The 17,980-nt window shown below is 62.6% G+C and carries 22 protein-coding genes; 10 read left to right on the top strand and 12 right to left on the bottom strand.

Translation table 11 applies throughout. The features are described from left to right. Window positions 1-49: 49 nt before the first annotated feature. Window positions 50-1,300: a lysophospholipid transporter LplT gene (gene lplT, locus GRF61_RS04345; RefSeq protein ID WP_169149506.1), complete on the top strand. Its 1,251-nt coding sequence runs from the start codon at window positions 50-52 to the stop codon at window positions 1,298-1,300. Here lplT and GRF61_RS04350 read toward each other — a convergent pair. The 4 genes from GRF61_RS04350 to GRF61_RS04365 are packed head-to-tail and all read right to left on the bottom strand — an operon-like array spanning window position 1,297 to window position 3,737. Next, window positions 1,297-2,181: a uracil-DNA glycosylase gene (locus GRF61_RS04350; RefSeq protein ID WP_169149484.1), complete on the bottom strand. Its 885-nt coding sequence runs from the start codon at window positions 2,179-2,181 to the stop codon at window positions 1,297-1,299. The genes lplT and GRF61_RS04350 overlap by 4 nt on opposite strands. Continuing rightward, entirely contained in the window at window positions 2,178-2,600 is a 423-nt protein-coding gene (gene rimI / locus GRF61_RS04355; RefSeq protein WP_169149507.1) for a ribosomal protein S18-alanine N-acetyltransferase, read from the bottom strand. The genes GRF61_RS04350 and rimI overlap by 4 nt, the downstream gene beginning before the upstream one ends. A gap of 32 nt (window positions 2,601-2,632) precedes the next feature. Then, entirely contained in the window at window positions 2,633-3,322 is a 690-nt protein-coding gene (gene tsaB / locus GRF61_RS04360) for a tRNA (adenosine(37)-N6)-threonylcarbamoyltransferase complex dimerization subunit type 1 TsaB (protein ID WP_169149485.1), read from the bottom strand. Window positions 3,323-3,362: 40 nt separating this feature from the next. Beyond that, entirely contained in the window at window positions 3,363-3,737 is a 375-nt protein-coding gene (locus GRF61_RS04365; protein WP_169149486.1) for a hypothetical protein, read from the bottom strand. A gap of 214 nt (window positions 3,738-3,951) precedes the next feature. Here GRF61_RS04365 and ompR point away from each other — a divergent pair, with 214 nt between their 5' ends. Genes ompR through GRF61_RS04405 form a run of 8 tightly spaced genes read left to right on the top strand, consistent with a single transcriptional unit; the run spans window position 3,952 to window position 9,251 of the window. Continuing rightward, the gene (gene ompR, locus GRF61_RS04370; protein WP_211165736.1) at window positions 3,952-4,689 is read left to right on the top strand and encodes a two-component system response regulator OmpR; all 738 of its coding nucleotides are present in this window, start codon (window positions 3,952-3,954) and stop codon (window positions 4,687-4,689) included. Window positions 4,690-4,714: 25 nt separating this feature from the next. After that, a complete protein-coding gene (locus GRF61_RS04375; protein ID WP_169149508.1) occupies window positions 4,715-6,079 on the top strand; it encodes an ATP-binding protein in 1,365 nt (454 codons plus the stop codon). A gap of 31 nt (window positions 6,080-6,110) precedes the next feature. Then, the gene (locus tag GRF61_RS04380) at window positions 6,111-6,827 is read left to right on the top strand and encodes an MBL fold metallo-hydrolase (protein ID WP_211165737.1); all 717 of its coding nucleotides are present in this window, start codon (window positions 6,111-6,113) and stop codon (window positions 6,825-6,827) included. Beyond that, complete coding sequence (locus GRF61_RS04385; protein ID WP_169149488.1) at window positions 6,817-7,230, top strand: group II truncated hemoglobin; 414 nt, start codon at window positions 6,817-6,819, stop codon at window positions 7,228-7,230. The genes GRF61_RS04380 and GRF61_RS04385 overlap by 11 nt, the downstream gene beginning before the upstream one ends. Before the next feature lie 44 nt (window positions 7,231-7,274). Continuing rightward, window positions 7,275-7,883, top strand: coding sequence for a septation protein A (locus GRF61_RS04390; RefSeq protein ID WP_169149489.1), 609 nt, complete (start codon window positions 7,275-7,277; stop codon window positions 7,881-7,883). After that, the gene (locus GRF61_RS04395) at window positions 7,883-8,182 is read left to right on the top strand and encodes a YciI family protein (protein ID WP_169149490.1); all 300 of its coding nucleotides are present in this window, start codon (window positions 7,883-7,885) and stop codon (window positions 8,180-8,182) included. The genes GRF61_RS04390 and GRF61_RS04395 overlap by 1 nt, the downstream gene beginning before the upstream one ends. Further along, window positions 8,179-8,472, top strand: a complete 294-nt coding sequence (locus GRF61_RS04400; RefSeq protein ID WP_169149491.1) for a BolA family protein — start codon at window positions 8,179-8,181, stop codon at window positions 8,470-8,472. Before GRF61_RS04395 ends, GRF61_RS04400 begins: the two co-directional genes overlap by 4 nt. Beyond that, entirely contained in the window at window positions 8,469-9,251 is a 783-nt protein-coding gene (locus GRF61_RS04405) for a peptidylprolyl isomerase (protein WP_169149492.1), read from the top strand. Before GRF61_RS04400 ends, GRF61_RS04405 begins: the two co-directional genes overlap by 4 nt. A gap of 59 nt (window positions 9,252-9,310) precedes the next feature. Here GRF61_RS04405 and GRF61_RS04410 read toward each other — a convergent pair whose 3' ends face one another. The 4 genes from GRF61_RS04410 to GRF61_RS04425 are packed head-to-tail and all read right to left on the bottom strand — an operon-like array spanning window position 9,311 to window position 13,562. Next, window positions 9,311-11,107, bottom strand: a complete 1,797-nt coding sequence (locus GRF61_RS04410) for an acyl-CoA dehydrogenase (RefSeq protein ID WP_169149493.1) — start codon at window positions 11,105-11,107, stop codon at window positions 9,311-9,313. A gap of 48 nt (window positions 11,108-11,155) precedes the next feature. Next, window positions 11,156-11,821 carry an energy-coupling factor ABC transporter permease gene (locus GRF61_RS04415; RefSeq protein WP_169149494.1) on the bottom strand — a complete coding sequence of 222 codons (666 nt, stop codon included), beginning with the start codon at window positions 11,819-11,821 and terminating at the stop codon, window positions 11,156-11,158. Window positions 11,822-11,848: 27 nt separating this feature from the next. Next, entirely contained in the window at window positions 11,849-12,784 is a 936-nt protein-coding gene (locus GRF61_RS04420; protein WP_169149495.1) for an FAD-binding protein, read from the bottom strand. Between the two features lie 28 nt (window positions 12,785-12,812). Then, window positions 12,813-13,562 (bottom strand): electron transfer flavoprotein subunit beta/FixA family protein, encoded by a 750-nt coding sequence (locus GRF61_RS04425; RefSeq protein ID WP_169149496.1) that lies wholly within the window; start codon window positions 13,560-13,562, stop codon window positions 12,813-12,815. 204 nt (window positions 13,563-13,766) lie between these two features. Between GRF61_RS04425 and GRF61_RS04430 the strand changes: the two genes are divergently transcribed. After that, window positions 13,767-14,381, top strand: a complete 615-nt coding sequence (locus GRF61_RS04430) for a TetR/AcrR family transcriptional regulator (protein ID WP_169149497.1) — start codon at window positions 13,767-13,769, stop codon at window positions 14,379-14,381. Here the strand turns inward: GRF61_RS04430 and GRF61_RS04435 are convergent. The 4 genes from GRF61_RS04435 to GRF61_RS04450 all read right to left on the bottom strand — a co-directional run. Then, a complete protein-coding gene (locus GRF61_RS04435; RefSeq protein ID WP_169149498.1) occupies window positions 14,367-15,137 on the bottom strand; it encodes a TatD family hydrolase in 771 nt (256 codons plus the stop codon). The two genes, GRF61_RS04430 and GRF61_RS04435, sit on opposite strands and share 15 nt — an antisense overlap. A 16-nt stretch (window positions 15,138-15,153) precedes the next feature. Beyond that, entirely contained in the window at window positions 15,154-15,954 is an 801-nt protein-coding gene (locus GRF61_RS04440) for an enoyl-CoA hydratase (protein ID WP_169149499.1), read from the bottom strand. 64 nt (window positions 15,955-16,018) lie between these two features. Further along, window positions 16,019-17,671: an acyl-CoA synthetase gene (locus tag GRF61_RS04445; RefSeq protein WP_169149500.1), complete on the bottom strand. Its 1,653-nt coding sequence runs from the start codon at window positions 17,669-17,671 to the stop codon at window positions 16,019-16,021. 70 nt (window positions 17,672-17,741) lie between these two features. Beyond that, a partial coding sequence (locus GRF61_RS04450) for an ABC-type transport auxiliary lipoprotein family protein (RefSeq protein WP_211165738.1) occupies window positions 17,742-17,980 on the bottom strand: 239 nt, incomplete at its 5' end.

The following is a 17,980-nucleotide window of genomic DNA, read 5'->3' on the forward strand; positions in this document are numbered from 1 at the left end:
CTTCGTGTTATAAACCGCGCTTCCGCAATCGCCCATGCGTTTTCAGACGATGCCGCTCGGCTTCTACATCATCATGGCAGCGCAGTTTTTTTCCGCGCTGGCCGACAACGCCTTGCTCATCGTCGCGATCGCCCTTCTCCGCGACATGCACGCACCGGCCGAATACGAGCCGCTGCTTAAGCTGTTCTTCACCGTCTCCTACGTTGCCTTGGCGGCCTTCGTGGGCGCATTTGCCGATTCGATGCCCAAGTGGCGGGTGATGCTGATCAGCAACACCATCAAGATCGGCGGCTGTCTGATGCTCTTCTTCGGCGCCCATCCACTGTTCGCCTACGCGGTGATCGGCCTGGGGGCCGCGGCCTATTCCCCGGCGAAGTACGGGATTCTCACCGAGTACCTGCCTCACCGCCTGCTGGTGGTTGCGAATGGTTGGATAGAGGGCCTGACGGTGGGCGCGATCATCCTCGGCACCGTCATGGGCGGCATCCTTATCCGAGGTGATGTGGCTGGCTGGCTGGCACAACTCGATCTGCCCGGCGTGACGAATCCCTTCGAAGCCAGTGTGCTCGCCATCGGGCTGCTTTATGTGGTGGCCGCCTGTTTCAACGTCTACATCCCGGATACCGGCGTCGACCACAAGCCTCTGAAAAGCAATCCGCTCTATCTGATTCACGACTTCAACCACTGCCTGAAACTGCTCTGGCGGGACCGCCTGGGCCAGATCTCGTTGGCGGTCACCACGCTGTTCTGGGGAGCCGGGGCGACACTGCAGTTCATTGTGATCAAGTGGGCTGAGCACAACCTGGATTTCGACCTCTCCAAGGCGTCCATGCTGCAAGGCGTGGTGGCGATAGGGATAGCTGCGGGCTCAATGATGGCTGCCAGGATGATCACCCTGCGTCGAGCGGTAAACGTCATTCCGCTCGGTGTCGCCATGGGGCTGGTAGTCATGCTGATGATCTTCGTCACCGGCCCCAGCGTGGCAATGCTGCTGATGGTGATCGTGGGGGCACTTGCCGGCTTCTTCGTCGTGCCCATGAACGCACTACTACAGCATCGCGGGCATATCCTGATGGGGGCAGGTCACTCCATCGCCGTGCAGAACTTCAACGAGAACCTGTCCATCCTGGTCATGACCGGCACCTACGCGGTCCTGCTGATGTGGGGGCTGTCGATCAATACTGTGATCGTGCTCTTCGGATTCTTCGTCGCCGGCTCCATGCTGCTGGTCAAGCGCAGGCATGAAGCCAACCAGCGGGAGTTCGATTCCGTGGCCTTGCTGGAAGACCGCTGCCACTAAGCCTGCGGAAGGTCTGCCATGGTACGGCGGGCAAAACACAGGTCTTCCCATGCCTTGGACTTGTCCTGCGGATTGCGCAGCAGGTAAGCCGGGTGATAGGTGACCAGTACGGGCGTGTTCCGGTAGCGGAACAGCTGGCCCCGGGCAGCGCCTATCCTTACTTCCATATTCAGCAGTGCCTGCGCGGCCGGGCGGCCCAGCGCCACCAGCAGCCTCGGTTGCACCAGTTCGATCTGTCGCGCCAGGAAAGGCAGGCAAGTATCGATTTCTGCGGACTCCGGCGTGCGGTTATGCGGCGGGCGGCATTTGACGGCGTTGGCGATATAAACGCCCTCCCCGCGCCTCAAGCCGACCGCGGCGAGCATGTTGTCCAGCAGCTTGCCAGCCTGGCCGACGAAGGGCTCGCCGCGCAGATCCTCTTCGGCGCCAGGCCCCTCTCCTACCAGCATCCATTGAGCCTTGCGGTCGCCCACGCCAGGTACAGCCTGCTTGCGCCGTTCGCAAAGCACACAAGCCTGGCAGGAGCGAATCTCCTCTTCCAGTCCGTCCCAATCAAGCGTTGCAATGCGCTGCTCGCGGCCTGAATCTCTGTGCGGAGCCACCTTCTCGGTGACCACGACAGGCAACGCAGCAGGCTGCTGCAAGCGCGGCGGGGACTGGGGCCCCAAAGGACTTGCCTGAGACTCTGCCGGTTGAGCGCGAGTAACGCTTGAGAAAACTTCTGCATTGACCGTCGATGCAAAACCCAATGCCGCTCTGGCCTGGAGCGCCGCTTCGGCTCGCGCGGCATCAAGACTACGCAGGAGCCACAAGGGACCGAGCCCCATTTCGCGCAGGACTGCGGCACGTCGAGGGGACTGCGCGGGCAGAGTTGGATTCATAGTGCTTTCCTCATCACCAACGCATCCTCGCGCCCGCAAGCCGCAGGGTAATAGTTCTTGCGACGCCCGATCTGGAGGTAGCCGCTATTCTGGTAAAGGCAGAGCGCCGCCGTATTCGAGGGTCTCACTTCCAGGAAGAACTGAGTAGCCCCTCGAAGCCGGGCATCCCGCTCGATCCAATCGAGCAACCTTGCCCCGAATCCCTGGCGTTGTCTGGCACGCAGCACGCTGATATTGAGCAGATGTGCTTCGTCCAGCACATGCAGCACCACCGCGTACGCCGCAGGCACCGCCCACTCCTCCATCACCCATCCAGCCTGGCCGGCAGCAAGGGAGTCAGAGAAGTTGCCGTGCGTCCACGGGAAGGGATGGAGATCACGCTCTTCCCGCACAATCCACTCGAGATCATCCTCCCGCATGCTACGGAAATTGAAGGAAGGCACTTGGGCACTCACGCCTTCCCCCCCCTAGCGAGGCGTTCCGCCGTGGTGTAGGCCACCTTGTCGCGGACATAGAGCAGCGCGGCTTCTTCGGGTAATACGCTTTCCCCTGCAGCTACCCGGGGCGCGGCCAGGCGGGCAACTTCCTCGGCCCGAGGAACCTTGCTCGCATCTATCCGTATGAATTTTTCGCCCAGCCGCGCAGCGAATGCATCGGGATACGCCCGGAAGGCGGAGCCGATACCGAGCCAATCGCCTTCGCCAAGCTCCATCGACGCAGCTGGCATACAACGCACTTCGAAGAGAGAACTGGCCTCGCTCCCCCTCACCTGGAAGCCAGCGAAATACACCTCTTCCATACGGGCGTCGGTTGCTGCAAGAACCCTTCCCTCCCCGGCCTGCAAAGCCAGCGCTGCAAGGCTGTCAACGGGGATGACCCCGATCCCAGCCCCTATCGCTATTCCTTGAGCCACGCCGCAGGCCAGCCTCAAGCCAGTGAAGGCCCCCGGACCGCACCCAAATGCAACCGCACTCAGGTCGCGTGCAGCGATACCTGCGTCTGCCAGGAGGGACGCAATGGACTGGAGGATGCGTTCAGAGTGATTGCTGTGGCCTTCAAGCGCAACGCTGCGGACGTCCTGACCACAGAGCAAGGCGATGCTGGCCTGCTCGCAAGAGGTTTCGAGGGAGAGAACATTCATGGGCCGGTATTCTACCGGCAGCCTCCGAGCGTAGTAACGCTCAGCGCGGATCGCGGTGGCGCGTCTCGCTTTCGGGGTAGGCGCCGCGCATCGCCGCACGCAGGTCGCGGTGAAGGGCGTCGCGCTCCTCCGCGCTCAGCTTGCGCTTGCTGGAGGGTTCTGGAGAGCGTTCGGAGTCGGCCGCAATGGCCCGACGTAGATCGGTATGACGCAGGGTGGGGGCCGGATATTCAACGCTGGCGCCACTTTCTCCGGCAAGGAGGGGCGGTAGCGGTCCCGCGGGCGCCTGCGCCAGGGACTCGCTGGAAAAACCGGCAGCCAGCAGGCAAAGCGCCACCACGGCCCCGTTCCGGGTTCTGGCGGCACGACCGCTCCAGAATCGCGGGGGGCCTGGGATGTGCTGTTGCATCTTCATGGTGGCGGAGGGCGACGACCTGCACGTCTTGACGATGTCGAGCAAAATACCGGTAAGCCCTGTGCTGGGGGAAGAACTATGTCACGCTCTCCTACGCCTTTTGTAAGAGGATGTTGCTTTTTGGTTGACGCCTTACGAAGCGTTACCAGCGAGGGAAGCACGCCCGCAGGGGGCGACTGGCAAGGTTTCTGTGACACGGGATAGGATGCGCGCCATGAATGGAAAAACACGTTATCGCGTACTGCTGGTGGACGACGACGCGCGTTTGCGCGATCTGTTGTCCCGTTACCTGCAAGAGCAGGGGTTTGCCGTCAAGGCGGTGGTGGATGCCCCCACAATGGACAGAGCACTGCACCGGGAACACTTCGATCTGATGGTGCTTGACCTGATGCTGCCGGGCGAAGACGGGCTGGCGATCTGCAGGCGTCTGCGGGGAGCGGAGAACCGCATGCCCATCATCATGCTGACCGCGAAGGGAGACGATGTAGACCGCATCGTCGGCCTCGAGATGGGCGCGGACGACTACCTCCCCAAGCCCTTCAACCCGCGTGAACTGGTTGCCCGGATCCAGGCGGTGATGCGCCGCCAGCCGCCGCCGCTGCCAGGAGCCCCCACTGCGGAAGACGAGGTGGTTGCCTTTGGCCGCGTGCAGGTCAACCTGGGAACTCGTACGCTGGTCCGCGACGGCGAGGAAATCCAGCTCACCACCGGCGAATTTTCTCTGCTCAAAGTCCTTCTTCAGCATCCACGCCAGCCTCTCTCCCGTGACAAGCTGATGGAACTCGCCCGGGGCCGGGAGTATGGCGTGTTCGACCGCGCAATCGACGTGCAGGTCTCCCGCTTGCGAAAGCTGGTTGAGGACGACCCTGCCAAGCCGCGCTACATCCAGACGGTATGGGGCTTCGGCTATGTCTTCGTTCCGGATGACACCAAGGCCACAGAGGAAGAGTGAGTCGTAAGTGCCGCGCCCTCTGACTTTGCGCCGGGTACGCGCGCTAGGGCGCTTTCTCGCTGGCTGGCTGCCACGCACCCTGTTGTGGCAGACATTCCTGTTGGTCGCGATCCTGCTGTCGCTGGCCTTGTTCGCCTGGTCGCAGATCTTCCGTTACTTCGAAGAAGAGCCCAGGGCGCGCGATCTGGCGCAGATGGTCGTCAGCGTGGTCAATCTGACGCGGACTGCGCTGATCAACGCCGATGCGGCTCGGCGAACCGAATTGCTCATCGAGTTGGCAGCGCTTGAGGGCATACGGATCTACCCCGCCGAGCCATCGGATGAAGTTGTCCCGCTCGGCAACGAGAGGCCGATGCGCTTGATGATGGCGGAGGTTCGTCGCCATCTGGGCGCACATACCCGTTTTGCCCTCAAATGGAAGGCCCTGGAAGGGTTCTGGGTGAGCTTCCGCCTGGACCCGGAGGATAAGGACGAGTACTGGGTGATGCTGCCGCCGGATCGCCTGGAAAAGCCGCATGCGCTGGAGTGGCTCGCCTGGGGCGGCGCTGCCCTGTTGGTGGCCTTGCTGGGCGCCTTCCTCATCGTATCCCGCATCGGGACCCCTCTCCGGCAGCTCGCGCGCGCCGCCCGCATGGTAGGTAGCGGGCAGACGCCGCCCAAACAAGTGGAAAGCGGCCCACAGGAGATCGCTGTCGTCGCCCGAGCCTTCAACCAGATGGCAGGCGATTTGGCCCGGACGGATGCGGATCGTGCCCTGATCCTGGCAGGCGTTTCCCACGATCTCAGGACACCGCTCGCCCGCTTGCGCCTGGGAGTAGAGATGTCGGGAGCCCCGACGGATGAGGTGACCGCAATGGTCGCGGACATAGAGGAAATGGACCGCATCATTGGGCAATTCCTAGACTTCGGTCGGGGCGATCCACAAGAGCCCTTGCAGCAGATCGATCTCTGCGGTCTGGTGGCGGACGTCATCGAGCCCTACCGCCTGAGGGGAGTGCATGTGAAGCTGCATATGCCTGAGCCCATCCTAACTCCCGGCCGCACCCTTCCCCTGCGCCGCGCGCTTGCCAACCTGGTGGATAACGCGCTGCGCTATGCCGGCGAGAACAAACCGCTGGATGTCAGTGTCTTCCGGCAAGGAGAAGGCGTCGCCATCGAGGTCGCCGATCGCGGCCCCGGCATTCCCGAGGCAGATGTCGAACGGTTGAGGCGGCCTTTCACCCGGCTAGAGACGGCCCGCTCCAACACCAAGGGCGCCGGACTGGGGCTGGCCATCGTCGAGCGGGTCATGCGTTCCCACGACGGCCGGCTGGACCTCCTGCCACGTGACGGCGGCGGTCTCCGGGCCATTCTTTACCTGCCGCTGGAGCCCTCTGCCCCGGGTCGCTAGAATGCATTCAGCCGACTGGAGGAGATGACGAATGAGCATCGTGTTCCGCCAACTGTTTGACGAAGAGACCTGTACCCTCACCTACCTGCTCGCGGATGCACTCTCCGGGGATGCGGTGATGGTGGATTCGGTGAGAGAGCACGTCGGCCGCTACCTCGCCCTGCTTCAGGACTTGAACCTGCAATTGCGCTGGCTGCTGGAAACTCACGTTCACGCCGATCATGTGACCGGTGCTGGCGGCCTGAGTGAGCTCACTGGCGCACGCATCGTCGCCGCAGCTGCAGCCGGCACGCAGTGTGCCGATCATCCTGTCTCCCACGGCGATACGCTCGTCTTCGGCTGCGAGGTGATCCGGGTCATCGCCACCCCTGGGCATACGCCGGGGTGCCTGACCTATCAATGGCGCGACCGGATCTTCACCGGCGATGCGCTGCTGATCGGTGGCTGTGGTCGTACCGACTTCCAGGGCGGGGATGCGGGAACCCTGTTCGACAGCATCACCGGCCACCTTTTCACGCTCCCGGACGAAACCCTGGTCTTCCCTGGGCATGACTACAAAGGAATGAGAGTCAGCTCCATCGCCCAGGAAAAAACCTCCAATGCGCGTTTTCAAGGGCGCAACCGGGAAGAGTTCATCGCCTTGATGGACACACTCAACCTGCCCGCGCCGAAGTACATGGATGAGGCCTTGCCCGCCAACCTTCGCTGCGGCCGTACCGACTTCAACTTGATCCATCATGCCGCCTGAAACCACGCCCCTGCCCGTTCTCACTCCTTATGAACAGATCGGCGGCGCGCCTGTCTTGCGAGCCTTGGTCGACCGCTTCTACGACCTCATGGACAGCGAACCCGAGACCTGGGAACTGCGCAAGATGCATCCGGAAGATCTCGGCGGCTCCCGCGAGAAACTGTTCATGTACCTCAGCGGCTGGCTAGGTGGCCCGAACCTGTACGTGGAGCGCCATGGTCAACCCTTCTTGCGGGCTCGCCATCTGCCCTTCTCCATCGGAGTCGCCGAGCGCGATCAATGGATGCGCTGCATGCGTCAGGCGCTAGACGACTTCGTGAGCGATCCGCACTTGCGCGAGAAGCTGCATGCTGCTATCGCGGGCTTGGCGAACCATATGCGGAACCGCCCTGAAACGCCCTGAACGCTCAGCGCAGGCCGCAGCCACTCTCGCTATAATCCCGGCGCATGAAATTCCTCTTCGACCTGCTGCCCGTCATCCTTTTTTTCGGCGCCTACAAGATCGCCGGGGTTAATCCTGATGCGTCGCTGTCCCTCGCCTCGTCCTTGCTTGGGGACGGCATTGTGGCGACGCAGGCGCCCATCCTCATTGCCACCGCCGTCGCCATGGTGGCCGCAGCGATACAGATTGCCCTGGTCTGGTTCAAGCGCCACAAGGTGGACGGCATGCTGTGGGTAAGCTTCGCCATCATTGTTGTGTTCGGGGGCGCCACCCTCTTCTTCCATAACCCCACCTTCATCAAATGGAAGCCAACCGCCCTTTACTGGCTGTTCGGCGCAGTCCTGCTCATCGCCAGCCTGGGGTTGAAGCGCAACTTGATCCGCAGGATGCTGGAAGCTCAGATCCAGCTGCCGGACGAGGTCTGGGACAAACTGAACCTCGCCTGGGCTCTGTTCTTCGTCATGATGGGCGGGCTGAACCTCTATGTCGCCTACAGCTTCTCTGAAGAGTCGTGGGTCAATTTCAAACTGTTCGGGATGACGGGCCTCATGATTGCTTTCGCCGTCCTTCAGGGTTTCTACCTGTCCCGCCACCTAGAGGAAGACGCACACTAATGCTTTATGTACTGATGGGGGAAGACGCGCCTGGCAGCCTCGAAACCCGCCTGGCGGTCCGGCCGGCACATCTGGCTCGCCTGCAGAGCCTGAAGGAAGAGGGGCGTCTATTGCTCGCCGGTCCGATGCCTGCCATCGATGCACTTGAGCCTGGCCCCGCCGGCTTCGCAGGCAGCTTGGTGGTGGCGGAATTCGCCTCCCTCAAGGAGGCGGAGGAGTGGCTGGCCAAGGACCCCTATACCTTGCGCGGCGTTTTCGCCCGGACCACCGTTCGCCCCTTCCGCAAGGTTCTGCCGTGAACGTCGTCGAGCACATCCGGCAGCGCCTTCAGACCCTTTCACCGCTGATGGTGGAGGTCGGAGACGACAGCGCACTGCACGCAGGCCATGCAGGCGCCCGGGCCGGCGGCGGACATTATGATCTACACATTGTTTCCGATGCTTTCACCGGCAAAAGCACGGTGAGCCGGCATCGGATGATCTACCAGGCACTGGGCGAGATGATGAGGGGAGAAATCCACGCCCTCGCCATCCGCGCCCAAACGGCCGAAGAGGCCTCAATGCAACCCACCAACAAGGAACACCGATGAAACGATTTCCGAGCCGCCTGGCCATTGGCCTGATCGCTGCTTTCCTGGCACACGGAGCCATGGCCGCTGCGCCCTACGCCACCGTCAATGGCACGGCGATTCCGGCCAGCCGGGCGGAAGCCATGCTGAACGAACAGCGTGCCCAGGGCGCCCAGGACAGCCCGCAGCTGAACGAAGCCGTGCGTGAAGAGCTGGTGCGCCGCGAGGTCCTGAGCCAGGAAGCCACCAAGAAGGGGCTGGAAAAGAAGAGTGACGTGCAAGCCCAGATGGATCTCGCCAAGCAGGCCATCCTGATTCGCGCTTACCTGCAGGATTACGTCAAGACCCACCCGGTCACCGATGCCGAGATCCGCAAGGAATACGACACGATCAAGAGCCGCATGGGCGAGAAGGAATACAAGCCGCGGCACATCCTGGTCGAAACTGAAGATCAGGCCAAGGCCATCATCACCAAGCTTCAGGGCGGCTCCAAATTCGAGGAACTGACCAAGGAGTCCCGCGATCCGGGCTCCAAGGACAAGGGTGGCGAACTCGGCTGGAGCAACCCTGGCATGTTCGTTCAGCCTTTCTCGGATGCAATGGTGAAGCTGGAAAAGGGCAAATTCACGACCACGCCGGTAAAGAGTGACTTCGGTTATCACGTCATCCTGCTGGAAGACGTGCGCGACCTGAAGGCACCCTCCTTCGACGAGGTCAAGCCGCAGCTCCAGCAGCGCCTCCAGCAGCAGAAGGTGGAAGCCCACATCCTCGAGCTGCGCGAGAAGGCCAAGGTTCAGTAAGCAAACCAGGCTGAAAACAAAAATGGCGCCTTCCGGCGCCATTTTTTTGTTCTTTGCGGTTAGAAGAGTTCTTCCGGCAAGTCCAGGGTTCCAGCAGCGCCCTGCACCACAGCATGGGAGAGCCCGGCTGCAAGCGCGAGATGGTGATCTGCGAAGAAGCGCGCAGTGATTATCTTCCCCTGGTAGAAACCGCCCTGCCCTGCCCCGGACGCCAGCCCCCGCTGGGCGATGATGGCGGCCCGCGCCATCTGCCAGCCACCAGCAACGATTCCCAGCAGCTTGAGGAAGGGCACAGAGCCTGCCGAGGCAGCCTTGATATCGGAGCCATAGGTGTCCAGCACGAAATCCACCGCCTGCTCCAGCGCCCCCGCCGCATCTGCAAGTGCGCTCTGTATAGCCTTGAAGGCAGGCCCCTCCAGAGCACCAGCCTCGGTGGCCGTCTGCCGCACGGAGGCGATCACCGCCTTGATGGCCTGGCCGCCATCCTTGGCGACCTTTCGCCCCAGCAGATCGTTGGCCTGGATCGCCGTCGTCCCCTCGTAGATCGAGGTGATGCGAGCATCCCGCAAGTGTTGGGCTGCACCGGTCTCCTCGATGTAACCCATTCCGCCGTGAACCTGAACGCCAGTGGAGGCCACGTCGATCGCATTCTCCGTGCTCCAGCCCTTGACCACAGGAATCATCAGATCGACGAAGGCCTGCCTTTCGGCCCGAACTTCCGGATCGGGGTGATGGTGAGCCAGGTCGGTGGCCGCAGCCACCACGTAGGCCAACGCCCTCATCGCCTCCGTCTGGCTCTTCATGGACATCAACATGCGGCGCACGTCCGGATGCCGGATGATGGCGACCTTGCCCCCTCCTCGCACGCCTGCTTCGGTGCCTTGCACACGTTCGCGGGCATAGCCCAGCGCATGCTGATAGGCGCGCTCGGACAGTGCGATGCCTTCCATGCCGACGGCGAAGCGTGCCTCATTCATCATGATGAACATGTACTCCAGGCCACGATTCGCTTCGCCTACCAGCGTACCGATTGCTCCACCCTTGTCTCCAAAAGCAAGCACGCAGGTCGGGCTAGCATGGATGCCCAGCTTGTGTTCGATCGAGACGCAATGAACATCATTGCGCGCCCCCAGGGCCCCGTCTGCCCCCACCAGGAACTTCGGGACGGCGAACAGGGAGATCCCCTTCACCCCCTCGGGTGCGTCCGGCAGGCGGGCGAGGACCAGATGGATGATGTTGTCCGTGAGGTCGTGGTCGCCGTAGGTGATGAATATCTTCTGACCAAAGAGCTTGTAGCTGCCATCGCCCTGCGGCTCCGCCCGGGTCCGGACGGCAGCGAGATCTGAGCCGGCTTGCGGCTCGGTCAGGTTCATCGTGCCGGTCCATTCGCCGCTGATCATCTTGGCGAGGTAAAGCGATTTCTGTTCGTCATTACCACGGAGCATCAACGCTTCGATGGCACCGCCGGTCAGCATCGGGCAAAGCGAAAAAGCCATGTTGGCGGATTTCCACATCTCCATCACCGCGGTGGACAGCAGTTTCGGCAGTCCCTGGCCTCCATACTCGGGGGCGGCGGCAATCGCCGTCCACCCCGCTGCAGAGAATTGTCGATAAGCCTCCTTCCAGCCGGCGGCGGTCTTGACCGCGCCATCACTCCATCGAGCGCCTTCCTGATCACCGGAGTGGTTCAGGGGGGAAAGCACCTCAGTCGCAAAACGTCCGGCTTCCTCAAGGATGGCATCGACGAGATCGCTGCTGACTTCCTCGTTCCCAGGCAGGGCAGCCACTTGGTCCAGCCCGGCCAACTCCTTCATCACGAACTGCATGTCGCGTATCGGTGCGATGTAGGTGCTCATTCGATCCCACTCCTCGTTATGTAATAGGCCGGACCTGCCGGCGCCCTCTCACTTGTTCAGCAGATAACGCTTGTCGTCGAATGCCGCGACCCAGTCCGGCCGATAGACCACCAGCAGGGTCATCGCGGCGCCTCCCAGCCAGGCTTCGGCAAAACCAAGCAACAGGAAGAAGGGGAGATACTCCGCCAGCAGGAAATCAAAGCTGTAAGCCCCTGCAAGCGACATCGCCCCGGAAGCAATAAAGCCCTGAAGCAGCACGGTGAGCGCCGAACCGACAAAGCTGGTGACGAATATGAAGACGAAGAAATGCGCTGGCAGAAAGCGCACGATCAGATGATGCAGCAAGGTGGCGATGCCTATGGGAGCAGCCACCATGAAGATGAAATTCGCCGGCCATGCAGCCCATTCCACTGCGCCGTTCAGCGTGATGCCAGTGAGCGCAAGGCCGAGGGCGAAGAGCGCAAGTTCGGGGCCCAAGGCCAGAGTGGCCACCATGGCACCCAACATATGGAGATTGAGGCCGGGCTTCACGCCTGCCTTGAGGCTCCACATCAACATCAGCACCACCGCGATGCCGAGCGTCAGGTTCAGTTGGGAAGAAGTCTGGAGCTTCTTCCAGGGCGCAACGCGAGCGGCCGCGCCCAGGATGATGATGCTGAGCACGGCCATGAACACATGCCAGGCAGTCGGGAAGAGCGACGCCGACAGGTTCATGTCCGTGCGCCGGACGGAGAGTCCGCCTCAGCCCACCGCGGCGGTCAGCTGCGGCACCGCTTCGAACAGGTCTGCAACCAGGCCATAGTCCGCCACCTGGAAGATCGGTGCTTCCGGATCCTTGTTGATGGCGACGATCACCTTGGAGTCCTTCATGCCGGCCAGATGCTGGATCGCTCCGGAGATGCCCACCGCGACATACAGCTGCGGTGCCACGATCTTGCCGGTCTGGCCGACCTGATAATCGTTGGGCGCATAGCCGGCATCCACAGCAGCCCGGCTGGCGCCGAGCGCCGCGCCCAGCTTGTCGGCCAAGGGCTCCATGATCGCGTGGTAATTCTCGCCGTTGCCCAGGCCGCGGCCACCGGAGACGATGATCTTGGCTGCGCCCAGTTCAGGACGGGCGCTCTTGGTGAGTTCCCGGCCAACCAGGCTGGAGATGCCAAGATCGGCAGCGGCGGCAATGCTCTCGACAGCGGCACTGCCACCCGCTTCGGCGACCGGCTCGAAAGCAGTGGTACGCACGGTGATCACCTTCACCGGATCACTGCTCTTCACCGTGGCCAGCGCGTTGCCGGCGTAGATCGGCCGCACGAAGGTGTCGGCCGACTCCACACCGACGATGTCGCTGATCTGGGCGACGTCGAGCAGCGCGGCGACTCGCGGTAGCGTGTTCTTGCCAGCGCTGGTGGCCGGCGCCAGGACGTGGCTGTATGAACTTGCCAGCCCCTTGACCAGTTCAGCAACGTTTTCTGCCAGTTGTGCATCGTAGTGCGGCGCATCCACCAGCAGCACTTTGGCAACGCCCGCAAGCTTGGAGCCCGCTTCCGCCGCTGCACCGCAGCCTGCCCCCGCGACCAGCAGATGGACATCACCACCGATCTTGGCGGCAGCGCCCAGCGTATTCAGCGTTGCGGCCTTGATCGACTGGTTGTCGTGTTCGGCAATGACCAGGATCGTCATGTTCGGTATTCCTCTCTCTATCCCGGTCTCAGAGGACCTTGGCTTCGTTCTTCAGCTTGTCGACCAGCTGGGCGATATCGGCGACGCGGACGCCGGCGCCACGCTTGGGCGGCTCTTCGACCTTCACCGTGGTAAGCCGCGGAGCGACGTCGACGCCGAGGTCGGCAGGATGGGTCACATCCAGCGGCTTCTTCTTCGCCTTCATGATGTTGGGCAGCGTGGCGTAGCGCGGCTCGTTCAGGCGCAGGTCGGTGGAAACCACCGCAGGCAGGGAAATTGAGATCGTTTCCAGGCCGCCGTCGATCTCGCGGGTGACCGTGGCACGACCATCGGCAATAGCCACCTTCGAGGCAAAAGTCGCCTGTGGCCAGCCCATCAGCGCAGCCAGCATCTGGCCTGTCTGGTTGGCATCGTCATCGATGGCCTGCTTGCCGCAGATGACAAGCTGGGGCTGCTCCTTGGCGACGACGGCCTTCAGCAGCTTGGCGACCGCGAGCGGCTGCAGCTCGGCATCCGTTTCGATCAGGATGGCGCGGTCCGCGCCGATGGCGAGCGCGGCGCGCAGGGTTTCCTGGCAGGCGCCAACGCCGGCGCTTACAGCCACGACCTCGGTCGCAATCCCCGCCTCTTTCAATCGCACGGCTTCTTCCACTGCGATCTCGTCGAACGGGTTCATGCTCATTTTCACGTTCGCGACGTCAACACCGCTGCCGTCCGCCTTGACGCGGACTTTCACGTTGTAATCGACCACGCGCTTGACGGGAACAAGAATCTTCAATGCCGCGCTCCTTCGGTTGTTCGATCTCTCTGCCGGCCGCAGGGCCGACTTGTGCGATTATCGCACCCCGAAAAGGAATGCGCACTTTGCCGGCTCGGGCGCGGATTGACACTTGCGTGCCGAGTCACCCACAATTCGACCATACGCAACAGTATGGGTGGCGTACGGTAGCGTATGGAACCCTCATCGTCAAGACATCTCCATATGGACAGCACGCCCGCCAAACCCCGCACGCAACTGGACCGCGACAGCTGGATCGCTGCTGCCACTGATGTTCTGGCGGAAGAAGGTATAGCCGGGCTGAGGGTGGAAGTCCTCGCCAAGCGCCTCAAGGTGACGAAAGGCAGCTTCTACTGGCACTTCCAGGATCGCCGCGACCTGCTCTTGGCCATCCTGACCCAATGGCGGGACGGCCGTATCCGGGACATCGTGAAGCAGACCAAGGCGGCTCCGGGCGAGGAGCTGGCACAGATCTATCATGTCATCGAGGTCTATAGCGCCAACCGCAGCAGGCGGGGGATGATGATAGAGCTCGCGGTACGGGACTGGGCACGCCGCGATCCTGATGCGGCCGCCATCGTCGCCGAGGTGGACGAGACCCGGCTGCGTTGCGCCCGGGAGCTTTTCGTTGCCTGTGGCGTGTCTCCGCAGGAGGCCTCCAGTCGGTGCATGCTGCTCTATGCTTATGTGTTCGGCGTATCGCTGATGATCTACGACAACTTCGACAACGATGTGGCGCGCCTCAAGCAGGACATCGCCGAGTTGATCGCCTGTTCGCGCTCGCCACGCACCGACGGCGCTGCTCTAGGCGGACCTTAACCGCGGCAGTGCCGCCCAGGCATTGCGGCCGGTCGCCGCGACGATTTCATCCAGCGGAACTCCCCGCAGTCCAGCCAACACTCCCGCATAGCGAGGGAGGTTGTCGGGCTCGTTGCGCTCCCCTCTCCCCCAGGACGGGGGCATGTCCGGTGCATCCGTCTCCAGCACCAGCGCGTCCAGCGGCAGCCCGGCTGCCAATTGGCGGATGCGTCTGGAACCGTCATAGGTCATGGCCCCGCCGAATCCCAGCTTGAAACCAAGGGCAATGAAGGCTTCAGCCTGTTGAAGACTGCCGTTGAAAGCGTGTGCTATGCCGCCGGGAACCTCAATGCGCCTCAGTTGCTTGAGGATGGCATCCTGAGCCCGGCGGACATGAAGGATGACCGGCAGGCCGTGGCGCTTCGCCAAGCGCAACTGGGCGACGAAATAATGCTCCTGCAGCCCAAGGTCGATGTGGCCGGCAAAATGGTCCAGACCGATCTCGCCGACCGCCACCACGCCATGTTCCGAGAGGCGCTCATCCAGCAGATCCAGGTCCTCCTCCCTGCTGTCACCCACGTACAGCGGATGAATGCCATAGGCCCGATGCACCTCCGGATGGGCCGCTGCCAGTGCGGCTACGTCCTGAAAATTGGCCGCAGAAACGGCTGGCAGCACGAAGCATCCGACGCCACTTTGTCTAGCCCGCTCCAGCACGGCCTCCCGGTCTTGAGCGAATTCGGGGGCATCCAGGTGGACATGGGTGTCGATCAGCATAGCCCGCTCCGAGGGCTTATCTGCCTTTCCAGACTGCCGGCCGCTTGGCGATGAAGGCATCTATGCCCTCTGCAGCGTCCTCGGCCATCATGTTGCAGGCCATGGTTTCCGACGCCAACTGATAGGCCGCGTCCAGGCCGTTCTCCAGCTGGCGGTAGAACATCTGCTTGCCCATGCGGACGGCAACCGGTGACTTGGCGATGATGGAATCAGCCAGCCGGCGGATCTCGTCGTCCAGCGCTTCCGCTGCGACCACACGATTGACCAAGCCGCGGCGCTGCGCTTCCGCGGCGTCGATGAAGTCGCCGGTCACCAGCATTTCGAAAGCCTGCTTGCGACCGATATTGCGTGACAAGCCCACGCTGGGCGTGGCGCAGAACAGACCGACGTTGATGCCGGAGACCGCGAAGCGGGCTACATCCGAGGCGACCGCCAGGTCGCACATGGACACCAGCTGGCAGCCGGCGGCGGTGGCGATACCATGCACCCGTGCGATCACCGGTTGAGGCAGTTCCACCAGCTTCATCATGAATTTGCTGCAAAGCCGGAACAGCGCCTGTTGGAAACCCAGCGTGTAGTTGCCGCGCATTTCCTTCAGGTCGTGGCCGGCACAGAAGGCCTTGCCCTCGCCGCCAATGACGACGACGCGTATCCGCTCGTCGGCAGCGATCCTGTCCAGCTCGGCAATCAGTGCATTGAGCATCGCTTGGGACAGCGCGTTGAACTGCGCCGGCCGGTTGAGCTGAAGGTGGGCAACGCCGCCGAGGTCCTCGCGCAAAAAAAGCGGCTGCTCGGCAGCCTGGGGAACGGCACTCATGGCGTCTCCTGTGGGGTTCTCGTTGTGGATGGCGCCAGGGGCCGACGGCCCCCGGCGCCCAGCCTCACTCGAAGGAGGCGGCGGACTTGACCTGCTCCCGCAGTGCGAACTTCTGGATCTTGCCGGTCGAGGTCTTGGGAATGGCGGCGAAGATGATGCGCTTGGGCACCTTGAAGCCGGCCAGGTGCGCACGGCAGTGAGTCACCAATTCCTCAGCGGTGACGGTCACACCATCCCGGAGCTCGACGAACGCGCAGGGCACTTCACCCCATTTCTCGTCGGGGGCTGCCACCACCGCGGCGGACATGACCGCTGGGTGCTTGTACAGCGCGTCCTCGACCTCGATGGACGAGATGTTTTCGCCGCCCGAGATGATGATGTCCTTCGACCTGTCCTTGATCTTCACATAGCCGTCGGGCTGCATCACCGCCAAATCACCGGTGTGGTACCAGCCGCCGCGGAAGGCCTCGGCGGTAGACTTCTCGTTTTTCAGGTAGCCCTTCATCACCAGGTTGCCACGGAACATGATCTCCCCCATGGTTTCGCCGTCCCAGGGCACCGCCTCCATGGTCTCCGGATCAAGCACGGTGATGCCTTCCTGGGCGTGATAGCGCACGCCCTGGCGGCCGTTCTTGGTCACCTGATCTGCGAGGGGCAGGTTCGCCCACTCGTCGTGCTTGGCGCAGACCGAGGCAGGGCCGTAGGTTTCGGTCAAACCATAGACATGGGTGAGGTCGACGCCGATACGCGCCATGCCTTCGATGACCGAGGCCGGCGGCGGTGCCGCGGCAACCAGGCCGGAGACTTTGTGGTTGATGCCCTTCCGCCATTCTTCTGGGGCATTGGCCAGCATGGAGTGGACGATGGGCGCGCCGCAATAATGGGTAACGCCCTCCTCCCGCATCGCATCGAAGATGAGCCGCGGATCGACCCGCCGGAGGCAAACATTCACCCCGGCGTTGGCCGCCATCGACCACGGGAAGCACCAGCCATTGCAGTGGAACATAGGCAGTGTCCACAAATAGGTGGAGTGCGGCGGCATGCCCCAGGAGACGATGTTGGACATTGCATTCAGGTAGGCGCCACGGTGGTGGTAGACCACCCCTTTGGGGTTGCCGGTAGTGCCTGAGGTGTAATTCAGCGCGATCGCATCCCACTCGTCGGCAGGCTGCTCAAGCAGGAATTCCGGGTTGCCGGACGCCAGCAGGGCCTCATAGTCCTGGCTGCCGATTTTCTCGCCAGGCCCGGTGTATTCGCTGTCATCCACGTCGATGACGACAAGTTCCGGCCGGTTTGCCAGTTCCACCGCCTTGGCGACCACCCGCGAGTATTCCCGGTCGGTGATCAGCACCTTCGCTTCGCCGTGGTTCAGGATGAAGGCGATCGCCTCGGGATCCAGGCGGGTATTGATGGTGTTCAGCACGGCGCTGGCGCCCGGCACACCGAAATGGCATTCGTACATTTCCGGCGTGTTGTTGAGCACAACGGCGACGGTGTCGTCCTTGCCGATGCCCAGCTGCTTCAGCGCCGAAGCGAGCCGGCGGCTGCGGGTGTAGGTCTCGCTCCAGCTCTGACGTCGCTTGCCGTGCACGATGGCGACCCGGTCCGGATAGACATAGGCGCTGCGCTCGATGAAGGTGAGCGGCGTGAGCGGTACATAGTTTGCAGCGTTCTTCTCCAGGCCCGTTTGATAGGGCGATGGCTTGTTCTCGGTCATGATGACTCCGCTGTTATGTTTGTCGCAGGGCGCCGCAAAACTCCCTCCAGCTTTCGCGGCGCGCAAGTATTCAATCCCTGATGCATGCCGGGGTCAAGGCCCCGGCCCAGCGCTTGATGTCCGTGCTCAGCCGCGCCAGCGCGATACGATGGGCCTGGACTCCGCCCTCGGCATCTGCACTCGGGGCGGAGTTCGAAACCCGCAGATTCGTGGTGGCAAGCGGCACTTTCTCGCCACGGCGCAGCAACGTGGCCCGTAGCGCGACGGTGGCATGGCTGCGGTCGGCGGCATCGAACACCTGGATGAATT

The sequence above is a fragment of the Azoarcus sp. TTM-91 genome (assembly GCF_012911025.1).
In the GTDB taxonomy this organism is placed as follows: Bacteria; Pseudomonadota; Gammaproteobacteria; order Burkholderiales; family Rhodocyclaceae; genus Azoarcus.